This window comes from Kitasatospora sp. NPDC053308, assembly GCF_055585785.1.
Genome location: NZ_JBVJJY010000001.1, coordinates 460,237 through 479,549, shown reverse-complemented (window position 1 = coordinate 479,549; position 19,313 = coordinate 460,237). Strand labels below are relative to the sequence as shown.

At 74.6% G+C, this 19,313-nt stretch carries 12 protein-coding genes, 3 tRNA genes and 1 pseudogene; 9 read left to right on the top strand and 7 right to left on the bottom strand.

Going from position 1 to position 19,313, the window contains the following annotated elements; translation table 11 throughout:
• Positions 1–29 precede the first annotated feature (29 nt).
• The 7 genes and pseudogenes from pelF (at position 30) to ACZ6Y7_RS02155 (ending at position 7,788) form a co-directional block, all read left to right on the top strand.
• Positions 30–1,541 carry a GT4 family glycosyltransferase PelF gene (gene pelF / locus ACZ6Y7_RS02185; RefSeq protein ID WP_402220102.1) on the top strand — a complete coding sequence of 504 codons (1,512 nt, stop codon included), beginning with the start codon at positions 30–32 and terminating at the stop codon, positions 1,539–1,541.
• A 67-nt stretch (positions 1,542–1,608) separates the two neighbouring features.
• Entirely contained in the window at positions 1,609–3,135 is a 1,527-nt protein-coding gene (locus tag ACZ6Y7_RS02180; RefSeq protein WP_465755953.1) for a hypothetical protein, read from the top strand.
• Between the two features lie 127 nt (positions 3,136–3,262).
• Positions 3,263–4,255: an SDR family NAD(P)-dependent oxidoreductase gene (locus ACZ6Y7_RS02175; RefSeq protein ID WP_465755952.1), complete on the top strand. Its 993-nt coding sequence runs from the start codon at positions 3,263–3,265 to the stop codon at positions 4,253–4,255.
• A 72-nt stretch (positions 4,256–4,327) separates the two neighbouring features.
• A pseudogene (locus ACZ6Y7_RS02170) lies at positions 4,328–5,029 on the top strand (nucleotidyltransferase family protein); the annotation flags it as partial.
• Between the two features lie 125 nt (positions 5,030–5,154).
• Positions 5,155–6,072 carry an NAD-dependent epimerase/dehydratase family protein gene (locus ACZ6Y7_RS02165; RefSeq protein WP_465755951.1) on the top strand — a complete coding sequence of 306 codons (918 nt, stop codon included), beginning with the start codon at positions 5,155–5,157 and terminating at the stop codon, positions 6,070–6,072.
• Positions 6,069–6,761, top strand: coding sequence for a spherulation-specific family 4 protein (locus ACZ6Y7_RS02160; protein WP_465755950.1), 693 nt, complete (start codon positions 6,069–6,071; stop codon positions 6,759–6,761). Before ACZ6Y7_RS02165 ends, ACZ6Y7_RS02160 begins: the two co-directional genes overlap by 4 nt.
• Before the next feature lie 22 nt (positions 6,762–6,783).
• Positions 6,784–7,788 (top strand): endo alpha-1,4 polygalactosaminidase, encoded by a 1,005-nt coding sequence (locus tag ACZ6Y7_RS02155; protein ID WP_465755949.1) that lies wholly within the window; start codon positions 6,784–6,786, stop codon positions 7,786–7,788.
• A gap of 57 nt (positions 7,789–7,845) precedes the next feature.
• Here the strand turns inward: ACZ6Y7_RS02155 and ACZ6Y7_RS02150 are convergent, their stop codons facing one another.
• Positions 7,846–8,046, bottom strand: a complete 201-nt coding sequence (locus ACZ6Y7_RS02150) for a hypothetical protein (RefSeq protein ID WP_465755948.1) — start codon at positions 8,044–8,046, stop codon at positions 7,846–7,848.
• Positions 8,047–8,198: 152 nt separating this feature from the next.
• Here ACZ6Y7_RS02150 and ACZ6Y7_RS02145 point away from each other — a divergent pair, with 152 nt between their 5' ends.
• Positions 8,199–9,155 carry an aldo/keto reductase gene (locus ACZ6Y7_RS02145; protein WP_465755947.1) on the top strand — a complete coding sequence of 319 codons (957 nt, stop codon included), beginning with the start codon at positions 8,199–8,201 and terminating at the stop codon, positions 9,153–9,155.
• Between the two features lie 58 nt (positions 9,156–9,213).
• Here the strand turns inward: ACZ6Y7_RS02145 and ACZ6Y7_RS02140 are convergent, their stop codons facing one another.
• The 6 genes from ACZ6Y7_RS02140 to ACZ6Y7_RS02115 all read right to left on the bottom strand — a co-directional run bounded on the left by ACZ6Y7_RS02140 (position 9,214) and on the right by ACZ6Y7_RS02115 (position 15,573).
• Positions 9,214–10,197 carry a C40 family peptidase gene (locus tag ACZ6Y7_RS02140; protein WP_465755946.1) on the bottom strand — a complete coding sequence of 328 codons (984 nt, stop codon included), beginning with the start codon at positions 10,195–10,197 and terminating at the stop codon, positions 9,214–9,216.
• The gene (locus ACZ6Y7_RS02135) at positions 10,194–11,474 is read right to left on the bottom strand and encodes an SPFH domain-containing protein (RefSeq protein WP_465755945.1); all 1,281 of its coding nucleotides are present in this window, start codon (positions 11,472–11,474) and stop codon (positions 10,194–10,196) included. Before ACZ6Y7_RS02135 ends, ACZ6Y7_RS02140 begins: the two co-directional genes overlap by 4 nt.
• Positions 11,475–11,667: 193 nt before the next feature.
• On the bottom strand, positions 11,668–14,802 hold the full coding sequence (locus tag ACZ6Y7_RS02130) for an Ig-like domain-containing protein (protein WP_465755944.1): 3,135 nt from the start codon (positions 14,800–14,802) through the stop codon (positions 11,668–11,670).
• A gap of 287 nt (positions 14,803–15,089) precedes the next feature.
• Positions 15,090–15,165: transfer RNA gene (locus ACZ6Y7_RS02125), tRNA-Arg, on the bottom strand.
• 32 nt (positions 15,166–15,197) lie between these two features.
• Positions 15,198–15,273: transfer RNA gene (locus ACZ6Y7_RS02120), tRNA-Arg, on the bottom strand.
• Positions 15,274–15,479: 206 nt separating this feature from the next.
• Positions 15,480–15,573 (bottom strand) — tRNA-Ser (locus ACZ6Y7_RS02115).
• A 178-nt stretch (positions 15,574–15,751) separates the two neighbouring features.
• Here ACZ6Y7_RS02115 and ACZ6Y7_RS02110 point away from each other — a divergent pair.
• Positions 15,752–19,222: a hybrid sensor histidine kinase/response regulator gene (locus ACZ6Y7_RS02110; protein ID WP_465755943.1), complete on the top strand. Its 3,471-nt coding sequence runs from the start codon at positions 15,752–15,754 to the stop codon at positions 19,220–19,222.
• Positions 19,223–19,313 lie beyond the last annotated feature (91 nt).

The window sequence follows — 19,313 nt, the reverse complement described above, 5'->3', positions numbered from 1 at the left end:
CCGACGCAAGAACAGGAGGGGGGACAGGAATGCGCGTCACCCTGCTCACCGAGGGGACGTATCCGCACCAGCACGGCGGCGTGAGTGTCTGGTGCGACCAGCTCGTTCAAGGCATGCCGGACGTCGACTTCGACGTCATCGCCGTCACCGGAACCGGCCACGAAGCCCTGGCCTGGGAGCTGCCCGCCAACGTCAAGTCGGTCACGACCGCTCCCCTGTGGGGCCCGGCCTCCGAGGCCGCCCCGCCCCGCGGCAAGGAGATGCGGCGCTTCCTCAACGCGTACGAGCGCTTCCTGCACTCCATCCTCGACCCGGTCTACACCACGCACTTCGGCACGGAGCTGTACGGCTTCGCCGACCTCGCCCGGCGCGGGCTGCTCAGCCCCGCGCTGCGCAGCGAGCGCGCGCTGCGCACCCTCCAGCACGTGTGGACCCGGGACTACCTGCCCACCGCCGTCTCCCGGCCCACGCTGCACGACGCCCTGAACGCGACCGACCTGCTGGAGCACGCCCTGCGGCCGCTCTCGGTCGAGCCGCCGAAGGACGGCGTCGCGCACGCGGCCAGCGGCGGCCTCGCCACCCTGCCCGGGCTGATCGCCGCCCAGCAGTACGGCGTACCGTTCCTGCTCACCGAGCACGGCATCTACCTGCGCGAGCGCTACCTCGGCTACCGCACCGGCCCGTACCGCTGGCCGGTCAAGGCGCTGCTGCTCGGCTTCTACCGGATGCTCGCCGAGGAGAGCTACCGGGTGGCCGCGCTGGTCACCCCCGGCAACCGCTACAACCGGCGCTGGGAGGAGCGCGGCGGCACGCCGTCCGCGCACATCCGCACCGTCTACAACGGGGTGGACCCGGCGGCCTTCCCGCCGGCCGGCCCCGAACCCGAGACCCCGACCCTCAGCTGGGCCGGCCGGGTCGACCCGATCAAGGACCTGGAGACGCTGATCCGGGCCTTCGCCATCGTCCAGCGCGAGATCCCCGAGGCGCGGCTGCGGCTCTTCGGGGGCACGCCGAAGGGCGGCGAGGCGTACCGGGACCGCTGCATAGCCCTGGCCGCCGAGCTCGGCATAGCCGACTCGGTGGCCTTCGAGGGCCGCGTCGCCGACATCACCGACGCGTACGCGGCGGGGAACGTGGTCATGCTCTCCAGCATCAGCGAGGGCTTCCCGTTCACCTTGATCGAGGCCATGTCCTGCGGCCGCGCGACCGTCTCCACCGACGTCGGCGGCGTGCGCGAGGCCGTCGGCGACACCGGCCTGGTCGTCCCGCCGCGGGAGCCCGAGCCGATGGCGGCCGCCGCGATCGAGCTGCTGCGCGACGCCGAACGGCGCGCCCGGCTCGGCGAGGGCGCCCGGCTGCGGGTGATCGAGCAGTTCACGCTCCGCCAGAACATCGACGGCTTCCGCGGCATCTACACCGAGCTCCTGGGCACCTCCCGCTGGATGCCCGGCGGCATGGTCGCCGTCACCGACCAGGTCCCCAGCTCCGACTGGGACCAGCCGCTGGCCGCCCGCCCCGAGCCCAGCGAGGTGGGCGCGTGAACGAGCGGACCACCAAGAGGCGCGCGTCCCGCGAAGCGGCCGCCGAACGAAACGAGGGGGGCGGCGCATGAGCGGTCCCCTGCGCCTTGTCCCGGACGAAGGCGGCTCCGAGCGGACGGTGCAGCTGCGCACGCTGCCGCTCAAGCGCCGCCGGCCGGCCCCGCCCGAGCCCGAGCCCGAGCCCGCGGAGCAGCTCGACCTCTCCGCGGACCCGCTGGACGAACTCGCCGAGCGCCTGCACGACATCTGCGCCGACGCCGTCCACCCGTACGAGATCGCGGCCTTCCTGGAGTCCGACGGCCTCTCGGACGAGCAGGCAGCCCTGCTGTACGGGCGCCCCGACGCGTTCACCGTGGCCGAGGAGCTGTTCGAGAAGGTCGAGCGCCGCTACCCCGGCCAAGGCTCCGAGTTCGCCAACCCCTGGCGGGCCGACCCGTGGCGCTGCGTCGTGCGCGGCCTGGTGTTCGCCCTGCCCGGGCTCGGCTACCTGCTCGGCGCCAACCTGTTCGCGACCACCCGGATGCGCTTCGGCCTGCCCTCGGGCATGCTCGCGCTGTCGATCGCCACGCTGGTCAGCTGGGGCTTCAACCAGGCCCTGGCGCACCGCTCGTACCGCTGGCTGGGCCGGCTCCGCCGCCGGGAGGCCGCGGTCTGCCTGGCCGTCGGCGCACCACTCGGCGCGCTGATCGCGGCCACCGCCGCGTACGTGGTGGGCGGGCCGCTCGGGGCGCTGTGCTTCGCCGCCGGGCAGTCCTGCTACCTGGGCGCGGCCACCGTGCTGCTGGTGCTCGGGCGGGAGAAGTTCCTGCTGGTGGCGCTGGCCCCGGCCTCGGTCGGTGCGGGCGTGGTGCTGGCCGCGGACGTCCCGCAGATGGTCCGTACGGTCGTGCTGCTCGCCTCGCTGCTGCTGGCCGTCGGGCTGGCCGTCCGGGAGCTGCTGGTCTGCATCCGGGGCGGCGACCGCGACGCCGTGGCGCTGAAGCTGCCGCTGCGCCAGGAGGTACCGCACCTGCTGTTCGGACTGGCCTGCGGCGCGCTGACGCTGATCGCCGGCCTGGGCACGACCATCCACCAGGCCGTGCAGACCGGCGGCCACCCCGCGCCGGGGGCGTCGGCCACCCCGACCGGCCCGGCCATGATCGCGCTGACGCTCAGTCTCGGCCTCGCCGAGTGGCTGCTCTTCCGCTACCGGGCGATGGCGGTGGCCGCACTGCGCACCAGCCACACCACCGGCCAGTTCAGCCGCCGCACCGGCGGGATCCTGCTCGGCTGCCTGTTCATCTACCTCACCACCGTGGCCGCGCTGGACGCCGCCGCGACCGTGCTGTGGCCCGGCGCCCCCGCGCTCGGCGTCCCGCAGCTCGGCGCGATGCTGCTCCTCGGCGGCTCGCTCTGGCTGGCGCTGCTGCTGAACGCCTTCGGGTTCAGCTGGAGCACCGCCCTCATCTGTCTGGCCGCTGCGGGTGCCGAGAGCACCGGGCTGCTGACCGGTGCGGATCCGATCGTCCTGCAGCTCATCGGCTGCGGGACGGCGGCCGTCATCCTCACCGCCATCGCCGGGCCCGCGCTCGGCCGCACCACCCAGCACCGCTGATCCGGTGCACGCGCCCCGCGCGTGCACCGCCGTACCCGCCTCACCTGACACACCAACCCACGCCGACGGCGGCCGACCACCACAGAGCGTCCGGCCGCCACGGCAGATCGAGAAAGCGAACCCCCGCATGAGCAGCGTCGCGGTTACCGGAGCCGAGGGCTTCATCGGCTCCCACCTCGTCGAGACCCTCGTGGCCGACGGGCATCACGTCCGCGCGATGGTCCAGTACAACTCCTTCTCCTCCTTCGGGTGGCTGGAGACCCTGTCCGAGGAGGTGCTGGACTCGGTCGAGATCGTCCTGGGCGACGTCCGGGACCCGGGCTCGGTCAACGGCCTGGTCAAGGGCACCGAGGCGGTCTACCACCTGGCCGCCCTGATCGCCATCCCGTACTCCTACCGCGCTCCCCACTCGTACGTGGACACCAACGTCACCGGCACCCTGAACGTGCTGGAGGCGGTGCGCCACCAGGAGATCCCGCGCCTGGTGCACACCTCCACCAGCGAGACCTACGGCACCGCGCAGACCGTGCCGATCACCGAGGACCACCCGATCAACACCCAGTCCCCGTACGCCGCCTCCAAGGCCGGCGGGGACCGGCTGGCCGACAGCTACCACGCCAGCTTCGAGACCCCGGTCGTCACGCTGCGCCCGTTCAACACCTTCGGCCCGCGCCAGTCGATGCGCGCCGTCATCCCCACCGTGATCGCCCAGGTCGCCGCCGGCCAGACCGAGATCACCCTCGGCGACCTGCGCCCGACCCGCGACTTCATGTTCGTCAAGGACACCGCCAACGCCTTCCGCACGGTGGGCACCGCGCCCGCCGAGACGGTGGTCGGCCGCACCTTCAACGCCGGCACCGGCGGCGAGATCTCGGTCGGCGACCTGGTCACCCTGGTCGGCAAGCTGATGGGCGTCGACCTGGTGGTGAAGGAGGACGAGCAGCGCATCCGTCCGACCAACTCCGAGGTCATGCGCCTGGTCGCGGACGCGACCCGGCTGCGCGAGGCCACCGGCTGGGCGCCGCGGTTCAGCCTGGAGCAGGGCCTGGAGCAGACCATCGAGTTCTTCCGCGACCCGGCCAACCTGGCCCGCTACAAGACGGACATCTACAACGTCTGACGTCTCCTCGATCATGCTCGTCCCGGTAACCAAGGTTCGTGGCCTGCACATCCTTTCCGTGGGGGAAAAACCATGCACGCAGTGATCCTGGCCGGCGGTAAGGGCGTCCGCCTCCGCCCGTACACCACCGCGCTTCCCAAGCCGCTCGTTCCGATCGGCGACCAGCACGCGATCCTGGAGATCGTGATGCGACAGCTCGCCGCCGCGGGCTTCAAGACCGTCACCCTGGCCATCGGCCACCTCGGCCACATCATCCGCGCCTACGTCGGCAACGGCTCCCAGTGGGGCCTGCGGGTCGGCTACGCCGTCGAGGACAGCCCGCTCGGCACCATGGGCCCGCTGCTCACCATGCAGGACCGCCTGCCCGAGCACTTCCTGGTGATGAACGGCGACATCCTGACCGACCTGGACTTCGCCGGGGTGCTCAAGCACCACGAGGCGTCCGGCGCCCCGCTGACCATCGCCACCTACGCCCGCCAGGTCAAGATCGACTTCGGCGTGCTGACCACCGCCTCCGGCTCGATCACCGGCTTCCAGGAGAAGCCCAGCATCGACTACCGCGTCTCGATGGGCGTGTACGGCGTCTCGCGCTCGGCGCTCGCCAAGTACACCCCCGGCCTGCCGCTGGGCTTCGACGAGCTGGTGCTGGACCTGCTCGCCGCCAAGACCCCGCCGGCCGCCTACGAGTTCGGCGGCTACTGGCTGGACATCGGCCGCCCGGACGACTACGACCGGGCCAACGCCGAGTTCTCCTCCATCCGGCCGGTCCTCATGCCGTTCGAGTCGACCGGCACCCTGCCGGGCGTCGCGGAGCTCCCGGTCCCGGCCGCCCGCACCGCCTCCGACGAGACGGCCGACGAGCCCGTCGTCGCGGGCGCCGAGAGCGACGGACGGGCCGCGTGAGAATCCTGCTCCTCGGCGGCGACGGCTTCCTGGGCCGTCACGCCACCACCGTCCTGCGGTCACTGCCCGGTGCCACCGTGCTGACCGCGGGCCGGCGGCCCACCCACGACCTCCGGCTGGACCTGGCCACCGCCCAGGCCGGCCCGCTCGGCGAGGAACTGGCCGCGCTGGCCCCCGACGCGGTGGTCAACTTCGCCGGCGCGGTGGCCGGCAGCGCGGTCAAGCTCGCCGAGGTGAACGCCCGCGGCCCGGCGGTGCTCTGCGAGGCGCTGCAGCTCGGCGCCCCGAAGGCCCGCCTGGTGCACATCGGGTCGGCCGGCGAGTACGGCGTCTGCGCCGAGGGCAGCTCGCTGCCCGAGGACGCGGACGCCCGCCCGGTCGGCGTGTACGGGGCGACCAAGCTGGCCGGCTCCCTCGCGGTGGCCGGCTCGGCGCTGGACGCCGTGGTGCTGCGGGTGTTCAACCCGGTCGGTCCCGGCGCCCCGGCGGGCTCGCTGCCGGGTCGGCTGGCCGCCGAGCTGCGCCGGGTGGCGCCCGAGGGCGCCGACGGAGTGATCACGGTCGGGGACCTCTCCGCCTACCGTGACTTCGTCGACGCCCGGGACGTCGCCGAGGCCGTCGGCCTGGCCGTCACGGCCGACCGGCCGCTCCCCCGGGTGCTCAACCTCGCCTCCGGGCAGGCCAAGCAGGTCCGGGCGATCGCCGACGGCCTGGTCGCCGCGGCCGGCTTCACCGGCCGGATCGACGAGAGCGGGGCGGGTTCCGAGCGTTCCGCCGCGGTCTCCTGGCAGCAGGCCGACGTCTCGGCCGCCGCCCGGGAGCTCGGCTGGCGCCCGCGGACCGACCTCGCCGACACCCTGCGCGACCTGTGGCTCAGCACCGCCGAGCCCGTACCGGCCCCGGTGGTCCGATGACCGCCGGTCACCCCGACGGCCGCCTGCTGGTGCCGCTGTACGTCCACCCCGCGGTGGACCCGGCGGCCTGGCGGGCGGTCGCCGCCGCCGACCCCGACCGGATCGCCGCCGTCGTCCTCAACCTCGCCGACGGCCCCGGCGAGGTCCCGGACAACGTCTTCGCCGAGGCCGCCGACGAACTCCGCGCGGCCGGCCTGCCGCTGGTCGGGTACACCGACACCGACTACGGACGCCGGCCCCACGCGGCCGTGGTCGCCGACATCCTGACGTACCGTCAGCGACACGGCATCACCGGTGTCTACCTCGACCAGGTGGCCACCCACCCGGGCGCGTTGGCGCACTACCGGCGCCTCGCCACGGCGGCCCGCGCGGCCGGCTGCGGCACCGTGATCTTCGGCCACGGCGAGCACCCGGATCCGGGCTACGCCGAGGTCGGGCTCGCCGACCTGCTGGTCACCTTCGAGGGCGACTGGGACACCTACCGCTCCATGACGCAACCGCTGTGGACCGCCCGGCACGCGGCCTCCCGCTTCTGCCACCTGGTCTACGACGTCCCGGTCGAACACGCCCAGGACGCCACCGCTCTGATCGCCGCCCGCCGGGCAGGCGTGGGCTGCGCCGTACCCGGGGCCGGGGAGAACCCCTGGCGCACCCTGCCGTACGGCCTGACCGCCGCTGAACTGACCTGACTCGATGCGGAGTTCGACTACCGTGAACCGCCGTAACCGGCTCCTGCCGGCCGCCCTGGCCCTCGCCACCGCCACCGCCCTGCTGGCCACCTCGTGCAGCAGCTCCGGTTCGGAGGACGACGACGACTCGGCCGACGGCTCTCCCAGCACCCCGCCCGCGGCCACCGCCCCGACCACCCCCGGCACCCCCGCCCCGGGCACCCCGGACGGCACGCCCGCCCCCAGCTCGCCCAGCGCCCCCGCCACGAGCACGGCCCCGGGCACGCCGGGCGGCACCACTCCCCCGGGCACCACCCCGCCGGGCACCACCGCCCCGCCCCCGGCCGGCGCCCGCTGGCAGCCCACCCCGGGCCTGGCCTGGCAGTGGCAGCTCGGCGGCACCGTGGACCAGTCGGTGGACGTGCCGGTCTACGACATCGACGGCTTCGAGAACGACGCCTCGGTGGTGGCCGCGCTGCACGCCAAGGGCCGCAAGGTGATCTGCTACATCAACGCCGGCTCCTGGGAGAACTTCCGCCCCGACTCCTCCGCCTTCGCCAAGGCGCTGCAGGGCTCGGACACCGGCTGGAAGGGCGAGAAGTGGTTCGACATCCGCAAGCTCGACGAGCTGAAGCCGCTGATGGCCGCCCGCTTCGATATGTGCAAGAGCAAGGGCTTCGACGCCATCGAGCCGGACACCATCGAGGCCTACAACCAGAACAGCGGCTTCCCGCTGACGCCCGACGACCAGCTCAAGTACAACCGGATGCTGGCCCAGCTCGCGCACGAGCGCGGCCTGGCCATCGGCCTGAAGAACGACCTGGACCAGATCCCCGCGCTGCTGCCGGACTTCGACTTCGCGGTCAACGAGGAGTGCTCGCAGTTCGACGAGTGCGACCGCGTGGCGCCGTTCATCAAGGCGGGCAAGGCGGTCTTCCACGTCGAGTACAAGCTCGACACGGACCGGTTCTGTGCCAAGACCAAGTCGCTGGGCTTCAGTTCGATGCAGAAGAAGCTCGAACTGAACGCCTGGCGCAAGCCCTGTTGAGGTTGTCGCCGTCTCCCGTCGCGCGGGTGACCCGGACGAGGGTCACCCGCGCGAGGGTCACTTGACCGCCAGCCAGATGACGGCGCCGAGCACGGCCAGAGCGACGACGGCGACCAGCGCGATCACGCCGGTCCGGCTGCCGCCGCCGCTGCGGCCGTAGGTGGAAACGGTGCCCTGCTCCTGACGAGCCGGGGTCTCCTCGACGAACGCCCGGAACATCTGGGTGCTGCCGGCGGGGTCGTAGTCGTTGTCAGCCATGGCAGGGACTCTAACGAATCGGCCCACCTCAGGCACAGCCCGGACCCCCTCCGCGCCGGCGCACCACCCGGTGTGCGACGACGGTGCGACGGGCTCGTGAACACCGTGCGACGGACGGAATGCGCCGCCGCGGGACCGGGTTGACTGCGTTCATGACCGGAATCCACAGCCGGGTGAGCCTCGGCACCTCCGACCTGTCCGTCTTCCCGCTCGCCCTCGGCGGCAACGTCTTCGGCTGGACGGCCGACGAGCAGCAGTCCTTCGCCGTCCTGGACGCCTACGCGGCCGCCGGCGGCAACTTCGTGGACACCGCCGACGTCTACTCGGCCTGGGCCCCGGGCAACACCGGTGGCGAGTCCGAGACCGTCCTCGGCAACTGGCTGCGCAGCCGCGGCAACCGCGACGACATCGTGATCGCCACCAAGGTCGGCATGCACCCCGAGGCCAGCGGCCTGGGCGCGGCCACCGTCAAGGCGGCGGCCGAGGCCTCGCTGCGCCGCCTCGGCGTCGAGCGGATCGACCTGTACTACACCCACCGGGACGACGACACCCCCGTCGAGGAGTTCGTCACCGCACTGGACGAGCTGGTCCGCGAGGGCAAGGTCCGGGCCGTCGCCGCCTCCAACATCGGTGCCGCGCGGCTGTCCGAGGCACTGGCCTTCGCCGAGCGCGAGGGCCTGGCGAAGTACGTCGCCGTCCAGCCGCACTACAACCTGGTCTCGCGCGACACCTTCGAGGGCCCGCTGGCCGAGGTGGTCGCCGAGCACGGACTGGCCACCGTCCCGTACTACGCGCTCGCCTCCGGCTTCCTGACCGGCAAGTACCGCCCGGGCGGCCCCGGTGTGGACAGCGCCCGCGCCGAGGGCGCCGCCCGCTACCTGGCCGAACCGCGCGGCCCCAAGGTGCTGGAGGCGCTGGACACCGTCGCCGCCGAACACGGGGTCGAACCCGCCTCCGTCGCCCTCGCCTGGCTCGCCGCCCGCCCCACCGTCGCCGCCCCGATCGCCAGCGCCCGCACCGTCGAGCAGCTCCCCCCGCTGCTGGCCGGCGCCACGCTCGCGCTCACCCCGGCGCAGACCGCCCTGCTGGACGAGGCCTCCGCCGTCTGAGCACGCCACCGGGCCCCCGACGGCGCAGTGCTGTCGGGGGCCCGGTGCCCGTCCGGCGCTACGGCCGCCCGAAGTGGGTCGGGTAGTAGCCCGCGTTGAGGGTCGAGATCCGGATGGTCTTGCCCGGCCGTGGTGCCTCCACGAACGTGCCGCCGCCCAGGTATATCCCCACGTGGTGGATCCCCGAGGCCCGGCCGCTGTTCGACCAGAACACCAGGTCACCGCGGCGCAGCTGCCCCGCGCTGATCGGCGTGGTCGCCGCGTACTGGTCGTCGGCCACCCGCGGCAGGTCTATCCCCGCGCGCTGGAAGGCCTGTTGCACCAGCCCGGAGCAGTCGTAGCCGTACGGGCCGTCGCCGCCCCAGACGTACGGCTTGCCCAACTGGGCGAGCGCGTAGTCGACGGCCGCCTCCTTGTTCCCGGAGGCCGGCGCGGTGTCCGAGGAGGGCCGGCTCACCGGCCGGTCCGGGGCCGACCCGTCACCGGACCGGCCGGTGCGGTCCAGGTAGACGTCGTAGTGGCTGGTCCAGCGCCACTCACCGCTGCTGTTCTTGAACCAGTACTTCGACCCGTCCCACCCCTGGCGCATCCCGTCCGAGGAGGCCGAGCCGTTCGAGACGGCCTGGGCGCCCGAGCCGGTGGAGCCGCCCGAGCCGCCCGAGCGACCGGTGCGGCTCGCGTACACGTCGTAGTGGCGGGTCCAGCGCCACTCACCCGCGCTGTTCTTGAACCAGTACTTCGACCCGTCCCAGCCCTGCTTCCCCGCGGCGGCGTGCGCGGACCCGGCACCGGCCGCCAGGCCGACGACGCCGGCGCCCGCCAGCACGGTGGTGGCCAGGCAGGTGCCGCGCACGGCCCGGTGTATTCGGCTGCCCCCGGCCGCCGGGGCCCCGGGGGCGGTGCGCGGCCGGGGCGCGCAGTTCGGGCAGCCGCAGCCGTCGATCGCGGGGATGCTGCCGAGACGCTCCTCGAAGTCGATCAGGTCGAGGTCCTCGGCGAGGTCGATAGCGGGTTCGGCGTACGCGCCGGTGGCTATCCTCATGCGGGTCGTCCTTCCTTCCGCCCGGCGCGGACGGCCGGGGGCGGTACCGAGGCGGCCACTCCGGCCGGGGCGACGAAGGCGACCAGCAGCTGCTCCATCAGCGCGCTGCGGGCGGCCTCGTCCAGTTCGTGCGCGGTGGCGCGCTCCAGACGCCGGACGGCGAGCGCCGCCGCCTCCACCGCGTCGTCCACCAGCACCGTCCGCAGGCCAGCATCCAGGTCGGCCAGCCGGCGGCGGCGCATCGACTCGGCGACCTCGGGCGCGTAGTCCAGCCCGAGCGGCTGGGCCGAGTACACCTCCAGGCCCGCCGGGGCGACCTCGGCGGCCAGCGCCCTGGTCAGCTCGTCGGCGAACCACTGCCCGTCGCGCAGCGCCGGCCCGGGTGCCGCGTTGCTGTCGCAGGGCAGGGTGGACGCGGTACGGGTGAGCACCGCCTGGACCTGCTCGCGCAGGTAGCCCTCGTGGTCCTCGATCGCCAGCAGCGCCCGCGCGGTGTCCTTGACCCGCCAGACGATCAGCAGCCGGACCACGATCGGCGTGCCGGTCCGGTCCACCGCCTTGACCGGCTCGCTGCGCCAGTGCCGCAGCCGCACGTCCACCCGGTGGCGGCGCAGCAGCGGGTTGACCCAGACCAGACCGGTCCGGCGGACGGTACCCCGGTAGCGGCCCCAGCACGTCAGCACCCGGGTCTCACCGCCCGCGTTGGCCAGCAGCCCGCTGAGGGCGCAGAACACCAGCAGACCGGCGGCGGCGATCGAGGTGAGCGAGGCCGTGTCCACCTCCGCCCGTCCGCTCACCCGCGTGGCGGCGCCGCGCAGGTCGGGCAGCCCGTCGCCGTGCGGGATCACGCCGGTGCGCAGCAGCACGAACAGCACTCCGACCACGCCGAGCAGCACCACCAGCAGGGCGGTCCAGCCGGGCAGCGTGGTGGCGCGGTGCTCACGCAGCGCCTGGTCGGCGCGCGGCGGGCGCCGGGAGGTGCCGACGGTTGCTCCGGCCGGGGTGGGGTCGAGGAGCCCGACGGCCTCCTGGCCGCCCGTCTCCAGCGGGTCCCGCTGGTCCGCCGGAGCGGCGGACGACGGTCCGGGGACGACGGCCATCGGAGTGGTCGGCGGCCCGCTGTCGGCCGGGCCGACCGGCTTGGCGGCCTTGGCCGCCGTGATCGCGGTGGCTCTGACCAGCGGGCTGGAGCCGGAGGCGAAACGTTCCGGCAACGCCGGCGGGAGCGCGTCGGACAGATGGTCGGGTCGCTGCGAAGAGTCGCGGGTGACGTCCATGCACGGGTCCTCTGGGTCGGTGTGTCGCGCAACGGGCGGCCCGGATCTGACGGGCAGTGCCAGGGTCAGGCTAAGTTCATACGTCATCAAATGCGACATTTGATCCCAGGTGTGTCGACATTTACTGACGTATCGTCCAAAGCCGACCTGACGCGCAGGCACATGAACGGATGGTCGAGACGATCGGCGCTGGTCAGCGCCTTCTGGCACCGGGCCCGCGGGCGAACACCCGACGGGTGATCAGCCCGATCCCGGTGAGCATCAGCAGGATCCCGGCGAGCCCGCCGCGCCAACCGAAATCCTCGGCCCGCCCCGCCACACCCTGCGCGCCCTCCGTAGACGGCGGCACCGGCAGCGGCCGGGCGGGGCCCTTGACGGGGTCGGCTTCGGCGGCCTCGACGGCGCCGGCCGGGACGGACGGCGACGGTCCACCGGTCGGCGCGGCGACGGGCGCCCTGGACGGGCTGACGGCGGAGGTCAGGCTCGGGGTCGAGGTCGGGGTCGAGGTCGGGGTCGGGGAAGCGCTCGCAGGGGCCGACGGGAGCACGGACCCCGACGGGGCGGGGCCGGGCTTCGCGGTCCCCGAATGAACCACCGCCGGACCGGACGAGGCCGGCGGCACGACGATCGGCAACACCCCCGCCGGCACCTCGGGCGCCGCCACCGCGGAGGGGCCCGGACCGGGACTCGACGCACTCGGGCTGGGCTTCGCGGAACCCGACGAAGCCGCCGACGGGCTCGACGCCACCGGCACCGAGGCCGACGGGCCGGAAACCGTCGACGCCGACGCCGACGGACTCGGCACCGCCGGGCTCGACACGGCCGCACTCGAAACAGCCGACCCCGAAGCCGACGGGCTCGCCACCACAGGGCTCGGCCCCGCCGACGCCGACACCGACGCCACCGGACTCTGCACCGCGGGCGGAGCGACCACCGGCGGCACGACGATCGGCAGCACCGCCGACGGAGTCAGCACCGGAACCTCCGGCACGGCCACCACCGACGGGCTCGGGCTCGGCAGCGCCGAAGCAGACGCCGTGCTCGGCCCCGCCGACACCGAAGCCGACACCGAGCCCGACGGACTCGGCACCGCCGGGCTCGACACGGCCGCGCTCGGAACAGCCGACACCGAAGCCACCGGGCTCGGCACCGCCGACGCCACCGGGCTGGGCGTCCCCGGGCTGGGCACGACCGCCGCGGCGGCGACCCGGACCCGTACCGGGTCCGCCGAGGTCCCGTTCCCCGCCGGGTCCGTGGCCGTGACGGTCAGCCATTGCTCCCCGGCCGTCAGGTCCCGGTTCGCGGTGCAGGTCCAGCTGCCGTCGAGGGCCGCCGTCGCCCCGCATAGCACCGTCCGCTGGTCGGAGATCGCGCTCGACCCCGCCGTGACCAGCACGTTCGTGCCCGGCTCCGCCCGTCCGACGAGGGTCGGGCGGCTGACTCGCAGGGTCTCCCCCGGGGCCGGCGAGCCGAGCACCGGCCGCTCCGGCGGGACGGTGTCGACCACCAGGGCGGCCGGCGGCCCGGCCGTCCGGTTCCCCGCCGCGTCGACGGCGACCGGGGTGAGCTGGTGCGTCCCCTCGGTCAGGTTCTCGACCGGCAGGCAGGACCACCGGCTGTCCGTCCGCACCGCGGTGCTGCACAGCTCGCCGCCCGTGGAGCGCTCGGTGACCGAGACGGTGCTGCCCGCGTCACCGGTGCCGGTGAGCTGCAGCCCGGGGTCGTTGGTGTAGGCGGGAAGGGTGAGGGCCGGGGCGGCCGGGGGCGCGGTCTTCACGGTGACCTTGACCGCCTCCCCGCGCAGCACCACCCCACCGCTGGTGGTCTCCACCGGGGTGAGGCCGTGCGGGCCGGCGGCGAGGGCGGCTGCCGGGCGGCAGGACCAGTCGCCGTCCCGCCCGACCGTGGCCTTGCAGAGCGCGGTGTCGCCCTCCCGGACCTCGATCGTGGCGCCGGCCACCGCGCCCTCACCGCTGATCTCCGGGTGGGCTTCGGAGAGGACGGTGCCGTCGACCGGCTCGGCGATCTCCGGCCGGGCGGCTCCGACGGTCAGTTTGATCCGCTGGTCGGTGACCTGCCCGGAGTCCGCGAAGCCGCCGGAGGAGACCAGCTGGCTGGTGTCGCGGCCGAGCCGCAGCCGGGCCCAGGTCTCGCCCGAGGCGGCGCCGGACGGGACGGTCCACTCCAGGGTCGCGGTGTCGGCGCCGGGCCGGACCTCGGTCTGCACCCGCTGGGCGGGCTCGAAGCGGCCGGTGTGCCCGAAGTCGATCCAGCCGGCCAGGGTGGCCGGCTGGTCGCCCACTCGGACTGGGACGGTCACCCGGTAGTAGCGGCCGATCGCGGCCTCGGTGGGGAAGCTGATCGACGGGTCGGCGCCCAGGTACTCGCCGCGGCCGGGCTGGAGCTTGGGCGGCGGAGGACTGCCGAAGGGTCTGGCGAAGAGGCCGGCCAGCGAGGCGCCGTGGTCCAGCCGGACCAGCGGTTCGTCGTCCGCGGCGGCGACGGGCGGGGCGCCGTCACGCCGGCCGGGGCCCGTCGCGGCGGCGCCGAGGAAGAGGTCGGAGACCACGTGCGAGGCGTTGCCGTAGGACGGCGGCGCGGTGCTCAGGTCCTCGTCGACGCTGACGGTGTACGCCTGGCGCAGGACGGGCGGGGCGGTGGTGCTGCCGGCCCGGGCGGTGGAGCGCTGCTCGACCCGGAACACCGCGGTGCCGAACGTCCCCGCGAGTTCCAGTGAGCCCTCGGAAGCCGAGCCGTCCGAGCCGTCGGCGGTGCCGTCCTGGCCCGCGGGGGCGAGGGTGTTGGCGTCGACCTTCCAGCCGGGGAAGTCGGTGCGGTGGACCAGCACGGGCGCGGTGGGCGAGCCGCCGGTGAGCGTCAGCCGGGTGGCGGTCCCCGTGGTGCCGGACTTCCCGCCGGCGACCGCGGCGAGACCGCTGAGGTGCAGCCGGGGATTGCGGACGGGTCGCGAGAAGGTCAGCCGGAGCGTTCCCGCGGTGCGCCAGGAGCCGTCCGCCTGCGGACGCTCCGGGGCGAGTTCGAAGGTCTGCGCCGGGTGCCCGGGGCGGATCCCGTCCGTGTAGAGGGCGGCGGCCCGTCCTCCTCCGACCCGGTCCGCCAGTTCGCCGGCCCCGGCGGTGACCCGCACTCCGGGAGCGGCCTCGAAGTCGAGCTGCACGGAGAGGCCGGAGGGCAGCACCGCCCGGTGTTCCCCGGACCAGGTGTCGGGGGTCTGCTGGGCCGCCGCGGGCGGGACGTTCCAGCCGGTCAGCAGCCCGGCCGTGAGGACGGCCAGGGCGGCAGCGGTGCGGGGGAACTGTCGGCTCATCCGGCTCTCCTTCGCGGTCGGCTGCCGGGTCGGCGGGCAGTCTGGGCAGGCACAAGATCCGACAAAAAGGAAGCACGATCCCGAACCGGTCATCCTGCGACACCGGCGGTTCTGCCCGCCTCCCACCCGTTCGGCGGTCATCCGGGCGGCAGGGCGCGATCCACCCGGAACGGCCGCGGGTCATCCGTGGAGCGGTGATCGACACCGATCGGACGGATCCGGCCCGAAGGCGGTGGGGGCATCCGGAAACGCGAGAAGCCCCCGGCCGATGGCCGGGGGCTTCTCTGTGGTGCGCTCAGCAGGATTCGAACCTGCAACCTCTTGATCCGTAGTCAAGTGCTCTATCCGTTGAGCTATGAGCGCAAGGAACGGGCGAACCCGATCTTGCGGAGTTGTGGTGCGCTCAGCAGGATTCGAACCTGCAACCTCTTGATCCGTAGTCAAGTGCTCTATCCGTTGAGCTATGAGCGCTCGCCCCGGTGAACGTTGCCCCCGGGGCGGTGCGGGGACAACATTACATGACCTGCGACGTGGGGCGAAATCGATTACCCCGGGGCCCCTCCCGGCCCGGCCCCCGCCCCCGCCAAAGGCCCGCCCGCACCCGCCCCGACGGCCCCGACCACCCCCGGGAACGCGAAGAGCCCCCGTCGACAAGATCGTCGACGGGGGCTCCCGACTGGCGGAGGCTGAGGGATTTGAACCCTCGATCAGGAATAACCCCGAAACCGCATTAGCAGTGCGGCGCCATAGACCGGACTAGGCGAAGCCTCCCCACAGGGACCACGCCCGCGCGAAGCGGACCCGTTCCGTGTGTCAGTGATGATGCCACAACCGTGGGGCTCGGCACCAACCACCGCCAACGTTACTAGGCGGGTCGTCCCCGCCGCAAAGAAGAATGAGATACTGCCGTCTCCGGAGGAGCTGCCCCGAGCCGAGGAGACCTGTCGACGTGAGCAGCAGGCCGATCCGAGGCGCTGCTCGCCTCGCCGCCATACTCGACGCCCTGCCCGACGCGTTGTTGCTGGTGAACAGCAACGGCACCGTGGTGGACGCCAACAGCGCCGCGATCCAGGCACTGCAGGCGCCGGGCACCTCGTTGGTCGGCATGGGCGTACTGGGCCTGCTCCCCGAGTTCGACCCCAGCCGGATCCCCGGTTCGATGCGCCCGGCCACCCGCGACGGCGACGCCCTCGACCGCCCGGTCCGGATGACCGCCCACCGCACCGACGGCACCACCTTCCCGGTCGAGGTCTCCGGCAACGACTTCGCCGACGACAACGACAACGGCCGCGGCTACGCGCTCTCCCCGCTCGTCCCGTACGACCCGTACCGCGAGGGCCCCCGCTCGCCGTCCTCGTCCGACCTGCTCCTGCTGCTGGTCCGCGACCTCTCCGGCCGGCTCGGGGTCGAGGCCGAACTGCGCCGCCAGCACAAGCAGACCGAGATGATCCTGCGGGCCGCCGCCGAGGGCGTCCTCGGGGTGGACCTCGAGGGCCGCTGCGTGCTGGTCAACCCGGCCGCGGCGCACATCCTGGAGTACCGGGCGAGCGAGCTGGGCGGGCGCGAGCTGCACCCGCTGATCCAGCACTCCCGGGCCGACGGCACCCCGCTGGCGCTGGAGGAGTCCGCGCTCCTGGACACCCTGACCTCCGGGCGCAAGCACCGGGTGCGCGGCACCGTGCTGTGGCGCAAGGACGGCCGCCCGGTCACCGTCGACCTCACCACCGCCCCGGTCAGGGACGGCGACCAGCTGGTCGGCGCGGTGATGACCTTCACCGACCGCAGCCGCGAACTCGCCCTGATCGCCCGCAACGAACACCTCACCGCCGTCCTGGAGAGCGAGCTGGGCGGCGCGCTGACCGCGCTGAACCAGCGGCTGGACGCGCTCGCCGCCGACCCGGCCGGACAGCTGTGGCCGGAGGCCAACTGGACGCTGCGTCGGCTGGCCGCCGAGTGCCGCCGCTTCGGGAAGCTGATCGAGGGGGTCCTCGACCACCAGCGCTGCGAGGCCGGCGAGAGCGGCCCCGCGGAGGCCAAGGACGGCAAGGGCGGCCAGGACGGCAAGGAGGCCAAGGACGCCAAGGGCCGCCGGAAGGCCGCGGCGCAGGTGCCCGTCGCCCTGGACAGGGTGGTCCGCCGGGCCGTCGAGGAGGCCGGTGAGCTGGTCGGGCCCGGCCGGGTGCGCTTCTCCGTGCACGCGGCCGCGGTCGAGGTGATCGCCGACGAGCGACGGCTGGCGCAGGCGCTGGCCCACCTGGTCGCCGACGTCAGCGGTGTCGGCTTCGCCCTGGACGCCCCCACCTCCCCCTCCCCCGGCCTGGCCGTGCCCGGTCTCCACAACGGCGCGGCCCCCGTACCGCCGCCCGCCCCCGAGCCGCCGACCGTCGTGCTGGCCGCCGCCCAGCGAGGCGAGGTCGCCCGGATCGAGATCCGCGGCCCCGGCATCGGCGGCAGCCCCGTCCACCTGCCGATAGCCCACACGGTGGTCGAGCGCCACGGCGGGGTGCTCCAGCCGCACGAGCTGCCGGGCAAGGCGGGCACCACGTACGTCGTCGAACTGCCGCTGGACCCGGCCGCCGCGAAGGCCGCCGCCGAACGCGCCGCCGCCGAGGGCCGCTCCGACCGGCCCAAGGAGAGCGACAGCGCCGTCCTGCCCGAGCTGCCGGGCATCCCGCAGCTGCCGAGCACCACCGGGAACACCGAGCCGGCCGCCGACGAGCGGCCCGGCCGCACGGCCCCGGAGGCCGAGCGGGCGCCCACCGGGGAGACCGGGACCTCCGAGCGCCGCGGCCGCCGCGGCCGACCCGCCGACGAGACCCCGCCGCCCGCCGCCTCCGACGGTCCCGCCGACCAGTGGCCCAACGCCCCCGCCCGGGTCGAGCGGGCCGTCCCCGAGCAGTGGAACGGCACCGGCAACGACCCGGCGTACGGCCGCCAGGGCCTGCCCGGCCCGGACGGTGCGCCGAACGACCCGTGGGGCAAGGACGACGGCCGCTCCGGACCCGCCTACGCCGTGCCCGTCGAGGGCGAGCCGGCCCAGCAGCGGCCCGGCGGACGCGAGCCGCTCGCGCTCGGCCCGGCCCCCGCCCCGGCCCCGGCCGCCGACGGCACCCCGCCGGGCGGCACCCCGACCGACGGGGCCGCCCCGGAGGAGGGCTCGGCCGAACCCAAGCCCCGCCGGCGCCGCGCCCTGCCCTCCGCCGAGGACTCCTCCGGCGGCTTCGCCCTGCCCGGGACGACCGACACCCCGGTGTACCCCGGTCTGGAGCACGCCCTGCCGACCGGCCCCGCACCCGCGCCGCCCGAGCCGGCCGCCGCGCCGACCGGACGCCGCCGCCGACTGGCCGTCCCGCCCGGTCCGGTCTCCGACCTGCCGACGGGCGCCGTCGGCCCGTCCGCCCTGCCCGCACCGTCCGGCCAGGACGCGGACGGCCCCGGCACCGCGCTGGAGCCCGCCCGGTCCGCGCTGCCCGCCGCCGAGGACCCGTCCGGCCCGCGCCCGGTCGGCACCGGCCTGGGCGAGCTCGCCCCGCCGCGGCCGCTCGGCGCCCCGTCGGTGCCCGTGCTCCCCGCGCAGCAGTCCGGCCCGGCCGAGGCCAGGACCGCCCCCCGCCCGATGGCCGAACTCCCGGCCGCCGACCAGCGGCCCACCGCCGAACACGCGTCGGCCGCCGGTGGCGAGCTGGCCAACACCCGGCGGCTGCTGGTCTGGCCCGAGCCCGACCCGGCCACCAAGCAGGCCCTCCAGGCCCGCGGCTACCTGCCGGTGATCGTCAGCTCCCGCGAGGAGGTGGACGCCCAGGCCGCCGGCTTCCCGGCCGCCCTCTTCGTCGACCCGCTCACCGGACCGATCACCCGCACCGCGCTGCAGTCCCTGCGCACCGCGGCGCTCAACCGCCGCGTCCCGGTGCTGGTCACCGCCGGCCTCGGCCAGGCCACCCGGGACACCGCGTACGGCGCCGACCCGGCCGTGCTGCTGCGCGCCCTCGCCCCGCGCGACGGCGAGCACCACGCGCCGCGCGTCCTGCTGGTCGAGAGCGACCCGGACATCGCCGCCGCCATGATCAGCAGCCTGGAGCGGCGCGGCATGCACGTCGAGCACGCGGTCGACGAGAACGACGCCGTGGCCCGGGCCAGCAGCGTGCAGCCCAACCTGGTGGTGATGGACCTGCTGCAGATCCGCCGCCGCCGGGTCGGCCTGCTGGACTGGCTGCGCGCCAACGACCGGCTGCACCGCACCCCGCTGGTGGTCTATACCTCCGTCGACCTCGACCCGCGCGAACTGCCCCGGCTGCGCACCGGCGAGACGGTGCTGTTCCTCGCCGAGCGCTCGACCACCGAGGACGTCCAGGGCCGGATCGTCGACCTGCTCGGGCGGATCGGCGCGATGGGCGAGGCGGGCGTCGCCGCGGCGGGCTGAGGCGCGGGGCCGCTGCCGCGGGCCGAAGGAGGGCGTCGCTGCCACGGGCCGGGGCGCGGGCGTCGCCGGCCCGGGCCGAGCGCGCCGACAC